Origin of the sequence: Bradyrhizobium sp. HKCCYLRH3097 (genome assembly GCF_051167875.1) — a bacterium.
In the GTDB taxonomy this organism is placed as follows: Bacteria; Pseudomonadota; Alphaproteobacteria; order Rhizobiales; family Xanthobacteraceae; genus Bradyrhizobium.
In genome coordinates, this window is sequence record NZ_JBNPTX010000002.1 from 190,971 (window position 1) to 205,838 (window position 14,868).

11 protein-coding genes and 1 tRNA gene are annotated in these 14,868 nt (G+C 66.0%); 3 read left to right on the forward strand and 9 right to left on the reverse strand.

All coding sequences use genetic code 11. From position 1 onward, the window contains the following. Position 1 precedes the first annotated feature (1 nt). Entirely contained in the window at positions 2–1,261 is a 1,260-nt protein-coding gene (locus ACQR0U_RS06470; RefSeq protein WP_316192558.1) for a D-alanyl-D-alanine carboxypeptidase family protein, read from the reverse strand. A gap of 179 nt (positions 1,262–1,440) precedes the next feature. Here ACQR0U_RS06470 and ACQR0U_RS06475 point away from each other — a divergent pair, with 179 nt between their 5' ends. After that, complete coding sequence (locus ACQR0U_RS06475; RefSeq protein WP_434843033.1) at positions 1,441–2,394, forward strand: alpha/beta fold hydrolase; 954 nt, start codon at positions 1,441–1,443, stop codon at positions 2,392–2,394. Here ACQR0U_RS06475 and ACQR0U_RS06480 read toward each other — a convergent pair. The 4 genes from ACQR0U_RS06480 to ACQR0U_RS06495 all read right to left on the reverse strand — a co-directional run bounded on the left by ACQR0U_RS06480 (position 2,391) and on the right by ACQR0U_RS06495 (position 4,674). Next, the gene (locus tag ACQR0U_RS06480; RefSeq protein WP_434843032.1) at positions 2,391–2,867 is read right to left on the reverse strand and encodes a GNAT family N-acetyltransferase; all 477 of its coding nucleotides are present in this window, start codon (positions 2,865–2,867) and stop codon (positions 2,391–2,393) included. The two genes, ACQR0U_RS06475 and ACQR0U_RS06480, sit on opposite strands and share 4 nt — an antisense overlap. Positions 2,868–2,922: 55 nt before the next feature. Then, a complete protein-coding gene (locus ACQR0U_RS06485) occupies positions 2,923–3,471 on the reverse strand; it encodes a phage tail protein (RefSeq protein WP_315751567.1) in 549 nt (182 codons plus the stop codon). A gap of 49 nt (positions 3,472–3,520) precedes the next feature. Next, on the reverse strand, positions 3,521–4,048 hold the full coding sequence (locus ACQR0U_RS06490) for a phage tail protein (protein ID WP_315751568.1): 528 nt from the start codon (positions 4,046–4,048) through the stop codon (positions 3,521–3,523). A gap of 83 nt (positions 4,049–4,131) precedes the next feature. Continuing rightward, a complete protein-coding gene (locus tag ACQR0U_RS06495) occupies positions 4,132–4,674 on the reverse strand; it encodes a phage tail protein (RefSeq protein WP_434843031.1) in 543 nt (180 codons plus the stop codon). Positions 4,675–5,075: 401 nt separating this feature from the next. On the opposite strand from ACQR0U_RS06495, the gene ACQR0U_RS06500 reads away from it, so the two are divergent. After that, positions 5,076–9,710 carry a beta strand repeat-containing protein gene (locus ACQR0U_RS06500; protein ID WP_315751570.1) on the forward strand — a complete coding sequence of 1,545 codons (4,635 nt, stop codon included), beginning with the start codon at positions 5,076–5,078 and terminating at the stop codon, positions 9,708–9,710. Between the two features lie 87 nt (positions 9,711–9,797). On the opposite strand, the gene ACQR0U_RS06505 is transcribed toward ACQR0U_RS06500, so the two are convergent. Together ACQR0U_RS06505 and ACQR0U_RS06510 are read right to left on the reverse strand one after the other, a co-directional pair. Beyond that, positions 9,798–10,715 (reverse strand): septal ring lytic transglycosylase RlpA family protein, encoded by a 918-nt coding sequence (locus ACQR0U_RS06505; protein ID WP_315751571.1) that lies wholly within the window; start codon positions 10,713–10,715, stop codon positions 9,798–9,800. A gap of 332 nt (positions 10,716–11,047) precedes the next feature. Next, on the reverse strand, positions 11,048–11,302 hold the full coding sequence (locus ACQR0U_RS06510; RefSeq protein WP_316167964.1) for a hypothetical protein: 255 nt from the start codon (positions 11,300–11,302) through the stop codon (positions 11,048–11,050). A gap of 339 nt (positions 11,303–11,641) precedes the next feature. Between ACQR0U_RS06510 and ACQR0U_RS06515 the strand changes: the two genes are divergently transcribed. Further along, positions 11,642–11,731 (forward strand) — tRNA-Ser (locus ACQR0U_RS06515). Positions 11,732–12,334: 603 nt separating this feature from the next. Here the strand turns inward: ACQR0U_RS06515 and ACQR0U_RS06520 are convergent. Beyond that, a complete protein-coding gene (locus tag ACQR0U_RS06520; RefSeq protein ID WP_434843030.1) occupies positions 12,335–13,636 on the reverse strand; it encodes a hypothetical protein in 1,302 nt (433 codons plus the stop codon). Positions 13,637–14,023: 387 nt separating this feature from the next. Further along, positions 14,024–14,668 (reverse strand): Spy/CpxP family protein refolding chaperone, encoded by a 645-nt coding sequence (locus ACQR0U_RS06525; protein WP_316203386.1) that lies wholly within the window; start codon positions 14,666–14,668, stop codon positions 14,024–14,026. Between the last annotated feature and the right edge of the window lie 200 nt (positions 14,669–14,868).

Consider the following 14,868-nt stretch of genomic DNA (forward strand, 5'->3'; position numbering starts at 1 on the left):
TCTAGAGCTTCTCGGCCCCGGCGCGGAACATCCCGATCACGAGCTCGCTGACCCCATCGATCGCACGCCGCATCGTGGATCCCCTGCCCACCGCCTCCGCAGCATAGACAGGGGCCTCCATGGCGATATTGGGGCCGCGCCAGACCCTGACAACCCCGACCTTCTGCCCGGGCTCGATGGGAGCCCTGACCGGGCCGCTGTAGACGATGCGGGCGATCAGCTTGTCGCCGCCGTTCTTCTGAACCATGACCTTGACCGGCACCGGGCTCGACAGCTTGACCGAGCGGCTCTCGCCGCCGAACACCTTGGCATAGCCGATCGGCTGCTCCGCGGCGAACAGGGTGCGGGTCTCGAAATTGCGGAAGCCCCATTCCAGCATCTTCTTGGCCTCGGTGGCGCGGTCCTCGGAATCCTCCAGGCCATTGACGACCACGATCAGCCGCGTGCCGTTCTGCACGGCCGAGCCGACCATGCCGTAGCCGCCTTCCTTGGTGAAACCCGTCTTGAGGCCGTCGGCGCCTTCCATCGCGTTCAAGAGCGGGTTGCGGTTCTGCTGGCGGATCTTGTTCCAGGTGAACTCCTTATCGCCGAAGATCTTATAGAACTCCGGGAAATCCAGGATGATGTGCCGGGCGAGCATGGCGAGCTCGCGCACCGTCATCTTGTTGCCGGGATCGGGCAGCCCGTTGGAATTGGCGAAGGTCGATTTGGTGAGGCCGAGCTCGCGCGCCCGCTTGGTCATGTAGTCGGCGGCGAAGATCTTCTCGTTGCCGGCCATGCCCTCGGCAAGCGCGATGCAGGCGTCGTTGCCGCTCTGGATGATCGCGCCATGCAGGAGGTCGCTCACCGACACCTTGCTGTTGAGCGCGGCGAACATCGTCGAGGTGCCGGAGGGCGCCCCGCCCCGGCGCCAGGCATTCTCGCTGATGCGGTATTCGTCGTTGAGCTTGATCGTGCCCTCCTTGACGGCGTTGAACACCACCTCGGCGGTCATCAGCTTCATCATGCTGGAGGGCGCTCGCAGCTCGTCCGCGTTCTTCTCGAACAGCACGCTGCCGCTGTTGGCCTCGATCAGGATCGCGGTCGGCGCATCGCCGTCGAAGCCGCCATCCTCCTTGCGCGCGCCCTGGACGCTCTGGTTGGCGGCGTACAGCGCGCCGCTCCAGCCGACGGCAACCGCCACCGTCAAGGCGATGAGCGCACGCGTCGCCCGTCCGGACGTGAAACCGGAGCGGCGCAGCGGTAAGGTCATGAAATTCATCGGCTAAGCTCTGGAGCGCACTGGGATTCTAGCAGTTGCGGGGGACGCAAACAACTCGGCAATCCCGCGGATGCGTCCGCTGTCCCGTGGATTTGCACGGCCCGTCGCGCGGTGCGATAGGTCGAGCGTCGGCAATCAACACGGCCAACTCGAAAATCGAGCGATCGAGGGTGGAAACAGTGTCATCGACGCGGATCATCAAGGCCAACGGAATCGAGCTGTTCGTGCGCGAACAGGGCGAAGGCCCCCTCGTGGTGCTCTGCCACGGCTGGCCCGAACTGTCGTATTCGTGGCGGCACCAGATCCCGGCCCTCGCCGCCGCCGGCTATCGCGTCGTGGCGCCCGACATGCGCGGGTTCGGCCGCTCGCAGGCGCCTGAGGATATCGGCGCCTATACCATCTTCGACACGGTCGGCGACATGGTCGGACTGGTCGGGGCGCTCGGCGAGCGTCGGGCCGTCATCATCGGCCACGACTGGGGCGCGCCGGTGGCCTGGCATGCGGCGCTGTTCCGTCCGGACGTGTTCACGGCCGTCGCGGGCTTGAGCGTCCCTCCCCCGTTTCGCGGTCGCGCCCGGCCGCTCGACACGCTCAGTGCCGGCGGCATCGAGAACTTCTACTGGCAGTATTTTCAAACGCCCGGCGTGGCGGAGGCCGAGCTCGAGCGTGACGTGGCGCTGACGATGCGCACGATGCTGGTGCGCGGATTCTCCGATCCGCAGTCGCTGTTCGTCGCACCGGACAAAGGCTTTCTCGGCGACGTCGCCCCCGATCTGCCTTTGCCTGCGTGGCTGAGCGAGGACGATCTCGCCGAGTTCGTCGCGGCTTACGGCGCCTCCGGCTTCCGCGGTGGCCTGAACTGGTACCGCAACATCGATCGCAACTGGGAGCTCACCGCGCCGTGGCAGGACGCGCAGATCCGCCAGCCGTCGCTGTTCATCGCCGGCAGCGCGGACGCCGTCGTGACCGGGCTGATCGGCGCCAAGCGCATCCAGGACATGGCGCGAGTTCTGCCGGATCTGCGGCGCAAGCTGATCATCGAGGGGGCCGGGCACTGGATCCAGCAGGAACGCTCTGCCGAGGTGAATGCGGCGCTGATCGCGTTCCTGCGCGAGGTGGCTCCCGTTCGCTAGCGCGCGAGCGGCAGCTCCATCATGCGATGCGACGCCATCGCCTCGTCCGCCACATCGCGGAACCCCAGCCGCACGTAGAACCGGATCGCGTCCTCATTCGTCGTCGCGACCGCGAGCGAGAGCACGTCGGCGCCCTGCTCCCGTGCCGCCGTTGCGACCGCCTGCATGATCTCGCGTCCGACACCGGCGTTGCGCGCGCCCGGCAGCAGCGCGAGATCGACCACGTGCCATCGCGACGCCGCGCGGTCGAGCCGCAGCCGCCCGACCGGCGCGGCATCGCGGAGAATGATCAGCGACTGCGCTGCCGGACATTGCGCCGCGTGGCCCGCGACCTGGGCGCGATACTGCTGCGCCAGCACGAGATCGAGCATCGCCGGCGGCAGACCGGCCGCGGCGAGCTGCGCACCTCTGACGGAGCCAAATAGGTCGCGCAGGAACGGCTCGTCGGCGGTCTCGGCGGGCCGCAGCCGCAAGCGAACATCCCGCGAGACGAGCTCGCTCCCGGTCGTCACTCCGAGCCTGCTCGGCTCAGGAGTTGTTGAACGACGGGAAGATACCCGCATAGCAGATGCACCAGATCAGTGCCTGGGTCGGCTGCATGTTGTCGTGCGGGATGCTCTGCCCGGACGTCGTGACCGCGTTGGGAGCGAGGTTGACGTTCGCCGGCGGCGCCACGAAGCCGTTGAACGAGGGATCGATCGCCACCATTGTCCCGGGCGTCCCCGGCCCAGGGGCCGCGTTCGGCGCGGACCTGCTGCCGAGCTGCAGGTTATGCGTGTGCGCGGGCATTTCGGCCGAAACCAGCCCGACAGTGCTGCTGCCCATCATCTCGCCGATCACGCGGGGCTGCAGGCCGGGTCCGTCGCCTTGGCCGTTGGTGATCGCGCCGCTCAGATTGGGGAGCTGGAAGTTGGTCGTGCCGTTGCCGCCGAAATAGGTGCCGATCAAGGCGAACAACGGCGTGTATTGCTGAATTGGAAGCAGCTGGCCGAAGCACGGCAACCACGCACTATTGAAGCCGCCGGTTGCAAAAGTGAAGGGAAAAGCCTGGATTTCGCCAACAAAGGGATCAGACACGTCGTCTCTCCTCGAGAATGTGCGATGAAGCCGGTCGAACCGCGACGCCTCAGCCTGGCGAGGGATAGACGCCGTTGATGCAGATGCAGTAGTTGCCCACGACGGTCGGCATGATGTTGTTGTGCGGGACGCTCTGTCCCGCGGCGGCCACGCAGGGCGCCATGACCGAGTAGGTGCCGGCATCGGCGATGGGGGCATCGAGATTCCCGGTGGACGCGGTCGCCAGATGGACCGTGGGTCCGGGGATCGCCGTGTCGGCCGTGACCGTCGACGACAGCAGGGCATGGCTATGCGCGGGCAACTCGGTCGTGATCAGCAGGTGCTCGTCCTCGCCCGCGACCTCGCCAAGCACATACGTTGCGCCACCGGGCGGCGTGCCCTGCCCGAGCGGCACGCGGCCGCGCAGATCGGGCAGGTTGAAGGTCTGGATGCCGTCGCCGCCATAGGTCGTTCCGAGGATCGTATAGAGCGCATCGTAGTTTGAAATGGACAGCGAGCTGCCGTCGCAGGCCAGCCAGCCGTCCGGTATGCGCGGAAAGGCGAACAGCCTGATCTCACCGAGAAACGGGTCTGACATCCCGACATCCTTTCATTGAGCCGTGGGCGCCGCGAGAGCAGGCGCGGCGCGGAACTGGGGGGATTTGATCGATCCGAAGACGCTCAGTTGCGCGAGGGGAAGACGCCCTGCATCGCGATCAGGTAGTTGATCACGAGGTAGGGCTGCATGTTGTTGTGCGCCTGCCCGCCGCCGATCTCGGGAATGTTCGTGCCCACGGCCAGCGGGACCTCGCCCGATCCTGCGGTCGCGAAGATCTTCTTGGGATCGTCCGCCGGCAGCGTATTGGTCCCGAACAGATTGTTCGTGGGACCCGCGCTTCTGCCGGCACCATTGGTCGTCGAGGCCTGCACCAGGTGATTGTGAGCCGGCATCTGAGCGAGGGTCAGCGTCACGGTCGTTTCGCCGCTGACCATCCCTGCGGGAAACTGACCGGAGCTGCCCGTCGATCCGAGGATGGCCCGGCCACGCAGATCCGGCAGCGCGAATGTCGTCACGCCGTTGCCGCCGTAATAGGTGCCGAGCAGTGAGAACAGCGCCTGGTTGGTCTGGATGGCGACTAGCGCGCCGTTGCAGAACGCCCACCCTCTCGGCGGCTGAGATCCCGCAAAAGGCATGATCTGCCCCAACACAGGCGTCAACGGCATGCGCGTCTCTCCCCAATGTCATTTTGAAACGAATGGCGGCGGCTTGATCAAACAGCCTCCGCATTGAAATTTTTGAGAGCGTGAGAAACAACCTGTAGGAGAAGTCTAGGTTGCGTCGCTCGGATCCGTCAAGACAATAAAGTTCCGTAGATTGCGCTGTTGCCGCTATGCAACGCCAAGCAGAAGTCGTGCCCGGTCTGGTTGAATCGACTTGCCCGGAAGGCGCTGCTTCTCCAAGGTTACGATTGCGTTACCAAAATTTCTTCGAACCAATTTTTTTCAGCGGCACTCTCAGCCAATGAGGGGCCGTAAGGGGCACGACCAAATTGTCAACCGGGACTTGGCGCCGGAATTTTCATGCGGCATGCACGCCTCTGCGGCGTGCGCTGGGTTTTGTTTCGGTGGTTCTTGCCTTGATGCTCGCCTCGATGGTGGGCGCGCAGGCGGCCTGTAACTTCACGACCGGCTCGACCACCAGCACCAGCATCACCATCAACGGAACGGGCGCCGGCAATGCCGTCGGTCTGTGCGTCACCAACGACGTGGTGCTCTGGGGTCTCTACGGACACTCGAATGGCACCAACAGCCCGCCGATTGATGCGTTCAACAATCTCCCGATGACGGCGGGCGGCCTGAGCTACACCAATCTCAGCTACACCGGCGCCAAGGCGACCTACACCCTGATTCCCGTGCCGATCGGCGGCGACTTCACGCAGGTGCCGGAATACACTATCCGGATCGATTCGCTGTCCGGATCGGGAACCGAGAACATCACGCTCTTTTATGCGAGCGACTGCTCGCACACCGCCGGCAATTGTAGCGGCGCCGGCACCACCAACACCTCGTTCACGATCACCGTCACGTTGCCCGGCCCGACCGCGACGCAGGCCATCGCGTCGAAGTCGCTGACCGTCAATACCGCCGCGACATCCTTCACGCCGGTCACCGGCTCCGGCGGCACCGCACCGCTCAGCTATGGCATCGCCCCGACGCTGCCGACCGGTCTGTCCTTCAACACGTCCACGGGCGCCATCACCGGTACGCCCACGGTCACCAGTGCCGCGACCACCTACACGGTCACGATCACCGATGCCAACTCCGCGACCGCCAGCAATACCTTCAGCCTCACGGTCAACGGCGCGGTGACGGCCACGCAGTCCGTTGCCTCCAAGACGCTGACGCAGAATCAACCATCGACCAACTTCACGCCGGTCACCGGCGGCGGCGGCACCCCGGCCTACACCTACAGCGTGTCACCGTCCCTGCCCACCGGTCTCACGCTCAACACATCGACCGGCGCGATCACCGGCACGCCGACGGCCGCGAGCGGCGCCACGACCTACACCGTGACCGTGACCGACGCGAACAGCGCGACCGCCTCGAACACGTTCAGTCTGACAGTCAACTCGGCCGTGACCGCGACCCAATCGGTCGCTTCGAAGACGCTGACGCAGAATGTGGCCGCGACATCGTTCACGCCGGTCACCGGCGGCGGCGGCACCCCGTCGCTCAGTTACAGCATCGCGCCCGCGCTGCCCGCCGGCCTCTCGCTCAACACCTCCAGCGGCGCGATCACGGGCACGCCGACCGCAAGCAGCGGCGCGACCACGTACACGGTGACGGTCACCGATTCCAACAGTGCCACAGCCAGCAATACGTTCAGCCTGACGGTGAACACCGCCGTCACCGCGACGCAGTCGGTGAGCTCGGCCACGGTGACCGTGAACACGGCCATCACGACGTTCACCCCTGTCACCGGCGGTGGCGGCACAACGCCGCGGTCCTATGCCATCGCGCCGACCTTGCCGACCGGACTCAGCTTCAACACCAGCACCGGCCAGGTCAGCGGCACGCCGACGGTGACCAGCAGCACGACCACCTACACGGTGACGGTGACGGATTCCAACGGCGGCACCGCCAGCAACACCTTCCAGCTCACCGTCAATGGGCCGGTGAGCGCGACGCAGGCGATCGCCTCGAAGACGCTGACGCAGAATGCCGCAGCGACGTCGTTCACGCCGGTGACCGGATCGGGCGGCACGCCGCCGCTCTCCTACGGCGTTGCCCCCGCGCTGCCGACGGGCCTGACGCTCAACACCTCGACCGGCGCGATCACCGGCACACCGACCGTGACCAGCGGCGCTACGACCTACACGGTCACGGTCACCGACGCCAACACTGCCACGGCCAGCAATACGTTCAGCCTGACGGTGAACAGCGCGGTCACCGCGACGCAGGCGATCGCCTCGCGGACCTTCACCGCCAACCAGGCCATCACCGCCTTCACCCCGGTCACCGGTGGCGGCGGCACGGGGACACTGACATATTCGATCTCTCCGTCCCTTCCGGCCGGCCTCAGCATCAGCGCCTCCACGGGCGCGATCTCCGGCACGCCTTCGACGAGCGCGGCGACCGCGACGTACACCGTGACCGTCACCGACACCAACAACGGGACCGCCACGAACACCTTCAGCCTGACAGTCAACGGCGCTGTCAGCGCCACCCAGTCGATCCCGGCCAAGTCCCTGACCGTCAATGTCGCCGCGACATCCTTCACCCCGGTGACCGGGGGCGGCGGCACGTCGCCGCTCACCTATGGCATCGCACCGACACTGCCCGCCGGGCTCAGCTTCAACACCTCGACGGGTGCCATCACGGGCACGCCAACCGCGATCAGCACGGCCGCGACCTATACGGTCACCGTGAGCGACGCCAACAGTGCCAGCGCCAGCAACACGTTCAGCCTGGCCGTCAACGGTGCCGTGACGGCGACCCAGGCGATCGCGTCCAAAGGATTGACCGTCAACACGGCGGTGACCTCCTTTACACCGATCACCGGCGCCGGCGGCACCTCGCCGCTGAGCTACGGCATCGCGCCGGCGCTGCCCGCAGGGCTCGCCTTCAATACGACCTCGGGTGCGATCACGGGCACGCCGACGGCCACCAGCGGCGCCACGACCTATACGGTCACGGTCACCGACGCCAACACTGCGACGGCGACCAATACGTTCAGCCTGGCGGTGAACGGCGCGGTCAGCGCGACCCAGGCGATCGCGTCGACCACCCTGACTGCGAACCACGCCGTGACGCCGTTCACGCCGGTCACGGGCGGCGGCGGCACCGCGCCGCTCGCCTATTCCGTCTCGCCGACGCTCCCCGCGGGACTGTCCCTCAATGCGGCCAACGGCAGCATCTCCGGAACGCCCACGGTGACCAGCGCGGCGACGACATTCACCGTGACCGTGACCGACGCCGCCAACGCGACCGCGAGCAACACATTCAGCCTGACCATCAATGGTGCGGTGACGGCCACGACGGCCGTGCCGTCCAGCTCGCTGCCGATCAACCAGGCGGTGACGCCATTCACGCCGGTCACGGGCTCGGGCGGTACGGGCACGCTGGTGTTTGCCGTTTCACCGGCCCTGCCGGCCGGCTTGAGCTTCAACACGAGCAATGGCCAGATCACCGGCACGCCGACGGTTCCGGCGGCAATGACCACGTATACGGTGAGCGTGACCGACACCAACAGTGCCTCGGCCAATGCCACCTTCAATCTGTCGGTGGGCCAATTGGTCACGACGGTCGCGCTGACCTCGTCGCAGAACCCGAGCCAGTTCGGGCAGCCCGTGACCTTCACGGCCACGGTTTCAGCGTCGGGCGGCACCCCGACCGGAACGGTCACCTTCAACGACAATGGCACGCCGATCGGCACGGCGACGCTGGCGGGCGGCGTTGCGACGTTCGCCACCTCGACGCTCGCGGTCGGCAGCCACACGATCACGGCGAGCTATGCCGGCACCACGCTGTTCACGGCGAGCACCTCGCCCGGCCTTGCCCAGACCGTCAACGTGCCGGTCGACAGCGTTCGGCTGCGCTCGCTGCAGCAGACCGTGAGCAAGCTGGTCGCGCAGAATTCCGGGCAGGCGATCTCCGGCGCGATCGATGACGCCATCGCCGACGGCTTCAACGATGGCGGTTCGTTCCTGACGCCCGGCAATGCCCGCATGCGCTTCAACTTCTCGGCCGATCCGCGCGATCAGGACGAGCGCTCCCCGGCCGGCGACCGCGCCGGCAGCGGCGACAGCAACGCCTATTCCTCGCTGCTGCCGGGCGCGTCCCAGCCACGTGGACGTGGTCGCGGCCGGATCGACGATGCGTTCGCGGCCATCGATCGCGGCGACAGGAAGCAGGCCGCGCCGAAATGGCACGAGCAGAAGGAGTGGCTGCTGTGGGCCGATGTGCGCGGTTCTGGCGTCGACCGCTGGGGCAGCACCAGCATCGGCGGCGTCACCCAGGCCAGCCAAGCCTCGATCTATGGCCAGCAGCTCAACGCCACGATGGGATTGACCTACCGCGCCGCGCCGAACTTCCTCGTCGGCGTGCTCGGCGGCTACGAGACCTTCAGCTACACCCAGCAGGACATCAACGGGAAGCTGAAGGGCGACGGCTGGACCACCGGCGCCTATCTCGGCTGGAAGATCATTCCCACGCTGCGCTTCGATGCAGCCGTGGCCTATTCCGGCATCGGCTATGACGGCAGTGCCGGAACCGCCCAGGGCAATTTCAGCGGCCAGCGCTGGATGGTTTCCACCGGTCTGACCGGCACGTATAAATGGGCCGGCCTGGTGCTGGAGCCGTCCACCAAGGTCTACGCATTGTGGGAACACCAGAACGCCTATACGGACTCGCTGGGCACGCGGCAGGGCACCAATGATTTCGCCAGCGGCCGCGCGTCGGGGGGCCTGCGCGCCGCCTACCCTGTCGTCTGGCTCGATAGCGGGCTTCTTCTGACGCCGTTCGTCGGCCTGTACGGCGACTACTACTTCACCAGGGAGGATGCCAACACGCTTGCCGCCGGCGCGCTGGCCTCGACGCCGCTGCTGCAAGGCTGGTCGGCCCGCGCCACCGGCGGTCTCGGCATCCAGACAGCCGGCGGCATCGGTGTCGGCCTCGGTGCCGAGCTCGGCGGCATCGGCAGCAACACCCGCGTCTGGACGTTTTCGGCCAAGGCGCGGGTGCCGTTCAGCGCCCAATAGGCATTCCCAATAGCCGTTGGCGGCGCACTCGAATCGAAACCGCCCCGGCTGGGGCGGCTGGTTCGACGTGCGAGATCGTATGGAAGATCAGTACAGTCCGCGGCCGCCAAGGATCTCGCGGGCCTCGTCAGCGCCGTCCGCCGCGCCGCTCGATGACGGCACGTATCGGCCGCCCTGATCGTAGGACACCGCGCGCGGGTTTTCGAGGCTCCGTCCGCGGGTCCGGCTGGAGGCCGACATCTCCGACGTCGCGGCAACCGATGCCAGGTCGGCGGAGGTGTTGCCGAGCGTGTAGGGACGCCCCTCGGGCAGCGGGACCTCGCCGCGAATCGGGCGGCCTGCGCCGATCTCGGGAACGAACGGCCGGGCGGAGGCGACGCGGACGAGAGAAGGCGCCGGCGCCGGGATGCCGGTGCGCAGGGTTGCCATCAGCTGGGTATCGTCGGACCCTTCGAGAGGGGCGCGGCCGACATATTCGACGCGGACGCGGGCGACGCCGTTGCCCTTGAACTCGAGCAGATCGGCCGCCTTGTTGGAGACGTCGATCAGCCGGTTGCCGTGGTACGGGCCGCGATCATTGATGCGGACGATGAGCGATTTGCCGTTGGCGAGATTGGTGACGCGGGCGTAGCTCGGCAGCGGCAGCGTCGGATGGGCAGCCGTCAGCGACGTCATGTCGAAGACCTCGCCATTGGCGGTCAGCCGGCCGTGAAAATCATCGCCATACCAGGAGGCCATGCCCTCGGCGCGATAGTTGGTATCCTCCTCGGGAACATAGGTCTTGCCGGCGACGGTATAGGGCTTGCCGATGCGGTAGACGCCACCGCCCTTCGGCACCGGCTCGCCGAATCCGACGACGCGCGGGCTCGACGACACGCCGTATTTCGGATCGACCTTGCTGGCGAACTTGTTGGAAGAGGCGCAGTTCGCGACCATCAGGCAGGCGAGGACGGCGACGGCACTGCGCACCGCTCTCTCGACCGGATCTGTTTGACCAATCCCCATCGACCCCAATTACCAATGTGCCGGTCGCAGCCGAGCCATCCCGTCAGGCCCGCGCGTCCCGGCTTGTCCCCGAGTCGCATCCCCGCAACTCAATGCACAAGGATAACGCAACCCGAAGACGGCGGAAATGGGGTGGGCCCCGCCGTGGTTAACCGGAGCTTTCCTGCGGTTGTGACGTGGACGGTGGCCGCCCAGGCGTGCACTCCGCTGTGCCTCCGTGTTGCGAGTGCACCTTTTTGGACACATATGTTGCGTGAAATCCTCACCTACGAGTGTTCTCATTTCCCGGGACCTGAATCATTTTGACTGTGCAGGGCTGCACGTCGTTTGCTTCACGTGGGGCGCAACAGGGTGTGTTCGCTATGATCGAAGCAATGACGGCAGTGATGGGCTTGGTTGGCGCCGGGATCTTCCTTGCTCATGCGTTTGAAGGCGTCCGCTCGCGGGCCTGAGTCCGGACAGATCGGACAGCCGACGCCATGGTCGGCTCTCGTCCGCGTCGATGTTTGCGTCCGCTTCAATAACGACACTTCAGGAGCATCCCTGAAGCTGGCAGTTTCGACCAGCAGATCATCCAGACCGCTCATCGCCCGGCCCTCGGTTTTCTCCGGCCGGTGCGAGATCGGACCGGTAGCGCAGCCGCAGCAGGTGGCCCATGCGACACCAAGATTTACGACATCAAGCGTTGCGACACCAAGACCTGCTCTCGGGGAGCTTTCTCGCCCTGGCAGCGCTGAGCACGGCAATCTTGTGCTCCGGCCTGATGGCTTTTGCGCTCAGGTGAGCGCGGGCTTTGAGCTGAGGCCGTCCGGGCAGGCGTGAATGCGCCGTTGACGAGCCGCAAGCCCGCACCCTAAACAAGGATCGCGTCGATACCGCGCCGCCGTGGCGTGGACGTCGCCGACGTCCCGGACACGACGCCGGATGGAAGGGTGGCCGAGTGGTTTAAGGCACCGGTCTTGAAAACCGGCGTGCCCGCAAGGGTACCGTGGGTTCGAATCCCACCCCTTCCGCCAAGACATCAATAAAATCAATAATTTGCAGAGCGCTTAGGCTTCCAGCGCGCAATCCAAGGCACAATGCGCTCAGGATTGCTTTCGGCCTTGTCCTGCTGACTGCCCTGCTCTGGCTGTCCTTGTGCTTGGCGGTCCTGTCGAGGGCAAAGGCTCGCGCTCGGCCATTCCTTGAAGCTGTCCGGATGCCAAGCGCGATGCTTTGACCGGGTGCGTTGTTGCCGATTGCATAAGGGGATGCACTCGCCCCCGCGGCCCAACCATGGGCTTCGAGAGGAGGTGAGTTGGCATGACACAATGCGAAGCTTGCGCGGGCAAAGGCTATCACGTGGAAATGCGGCCGGTTCGATGGGGCAAGAAAAACGAGCCCTATCGTGAGTGTCCAAAGTGCGAAGGGACTGGAAAAACCAAACCAGAGGCGTTCGACTAGGGCGTAGTCCGGGCCAAACACTAAACCCGCCGGTGCGGAGCCGGCGGGTCGTTCTCAGATCAGCTTTGCGACGATCTCGTCCTCTTCCACGTCCCCGAACTTGTTGCTGATCGCAGTGCGTGCGATGGACCGGCTGGCTGCGCAACGCTGGCGAGGCGCCCGCCGCCTCCCCGTGCTCAGAGCCGGGCGCCTGGCCAACGACCAGGGTGCGCTCCAGGGCTTGCCTGCGGCGCGCGGTGGCCGTTCACAGCGCCGGCGGTCTCGGGCGGCACGCCGACCCGCTCCATCAGTTCGCGAACGTCGCGGATGCGGCTGTCGAGAAGGCCGTGCATCTCAGTCAGCGTCCAGCGCAGCTCATCCACCGCGCCCGGCGCCGCGTCGGGAAAATGCGAGAGATGATAGATCATCTCGTTGAGCACCTGCCGCAGCCCGTACAGGTCGTCATGGGCGAGCTTCTGGACGTCGAGCTGGCCGAGCAGCCGCTGCACGAAGCTGCGCCGATCGGGCGGCACATGGCGCAGATCGACGAACCGGTTGACGTGGAAGGCGCGCGGCGCCTCGGCACTGCCGGCCGCTTGGGCCAGCGCGAGGCGCACGCTGTCCGCGTTGAGGTCCTCGGTATCAACGGAGAGCGTGTTGGGGAACAGGCTCTTGTAGCGTTCGATCAAGGCGTGGGTCTTGTCGTAGTACCAGCCGAACTTGTCGGCCAGCGACAGATCCATCCATTGCTGCTTCGACATCTCTTCGAAGTGGAAAGCGGTCGGACGCTTGCGCTGCGCGGCCGGCGAGTCGGCGTAGTAGAGGTGGTTCTGCGGCGACAGCTCGGCATTCTCCACCAGGCTTGCGATGCATGCCGCGCGGTCACGCCGGCGCAGATGCACCAGCGTGACCTGATCGCCGAGGAGCTCGGCGATGATCGGCAGCACGGCCGCATAACCATTGCCGACGACGCACGCATGGGGGCAATCGAGGATCGTCTGACGAATCTGATCCGTGAAGCCGGGATCGTTGGTTTCCTTGAGCTGGCAGAAGAGCTCATTGAGCTCGCTCGACGCCCATTCGTGCACGGCCCTGTCGCCGTTGCCCTGGTTGTCGAACACCTCCTGCATCATCCGCGTCAGCGACGTCGTGCCGTCCCGGCCGGTGCCGACGCACAGCACCCGCAGCGTGGAAGGCGGAGAATTCCTCAGGGCCGCGTCGCGGCCATTGCCGGAGGGGCGCGTCGCTCCATTGTCCGAGACCACGGCCAGGCGCTTACGCGCCAGCCGGCGAAGCTCCGCGGACGCCGCCTCCCACTCCAGCCTATAGCCGTCGCGCTCGTCGCGCAGGCGGCCCATGATCACGCCCCTTTCTTCCGTGATGCGCCTGTACCGCTCGGACTCGTCCTTCGCGGCGATCAACTCCGCTTGCAGCGCATCGACGAAGCGTTTCACATCCGCATCGAGGCGGCTTTCGGTGCTGGCGGTGTCAATCCCCAACCGGTTCTCGATCCACCGGCGCAGTCGCACTCTCGACAACAATAATCCTCCAAGAAATCGAGCCGAACGGCCTGCTGATCGTCAGCCGCCCGATCGCTGCTGCGATTCAGCACGCCTGCGAAGACCGCCCTGCCGGCTCCGGCTCTCCATGTAATACAATTGCAATGTACATCAAACTGCATCGCAATTCGGTTGCAGAGGCAGCGATGTTGGCCGGCACGTTGCGCGAGCCGCGCCCGCTCGTGCCCGAAAAATGTGCATGCCGCGCGACTAGTGGCCATTTGAGGGTATTAATACACCGCGATGCGGCGCGAGTGCGGTGGTCATGCGTCACGGCACGCCGCTGCTGCCAACGGGCACGGCCGCGACGACGCCAACTCCGTTGAGCTAGTCCAGCCCGCGCTCGCGACTCAGGCGCACCATCTCGTCGATGAAGATCTGCTTCTGCTTGTCGTCGAGGCTGGTGAACAGCGGTTCCGATGTGTCGGCCACCGCGCGCTGGTCGGCGGCGCGATCGACCAGGAACTGAGCCTCGTTGCGCATCTGCTCGACGATGTCGTCCGGCGGATCGCGCTTCGACCGCGCGATGCGCAGCTCGAGTCGATCCGCGCCGTTGCGGCCGAGCGCGTGCATCGCGTTGGCGAACGGACCCCAGTTCTTCGCCTGCTCTTCCGTCAGGTTCAGCCCGGTCTTCAGGCGCTCGATATTGCTATCGCTGTTGGCGACGATCTGGTCGGCCGTGAGTTGCGGGGCGCCCGGCTGCGTCAGCATCGGCGTCGCCTTGGCGACCTTGCTCGTCTTCGTCGCCTTGGAAGGCTTCGCCTTCCTGCCCTCGGCCGGCGGCGCCTCGGGCTGCGCACTCTGCTGGCCGCTGTTGCCGGTGAACGCCCCGGTCACGCCGGTGACCACGCCGACGACACCGCCGATCGCGCCGCCGAGCACACCGCCGACCGGGCCCGCCGCCCTGTTGCCTTCGCGCGCACCCTGCTCGACGCCCTTGAACAGGCCCTGCGCGGCAGGCTGACGCGCCAGGCCCACAAGGCCAATGAGGCCTATTGACACTCCTATTGCGATGCACCGGAAAGACCGGCGCCAGATGCCGGGGCTCATCATCATCAGTTCAGGCTCCGTGCGCAGTCGCTGGTCGTGACGACCATGATTCCAACGAATTCTACCGTTGCCGCAACGCGCAAGTCCATCTGCCGCACGCGGCGCGATGCATCGGACGTGCC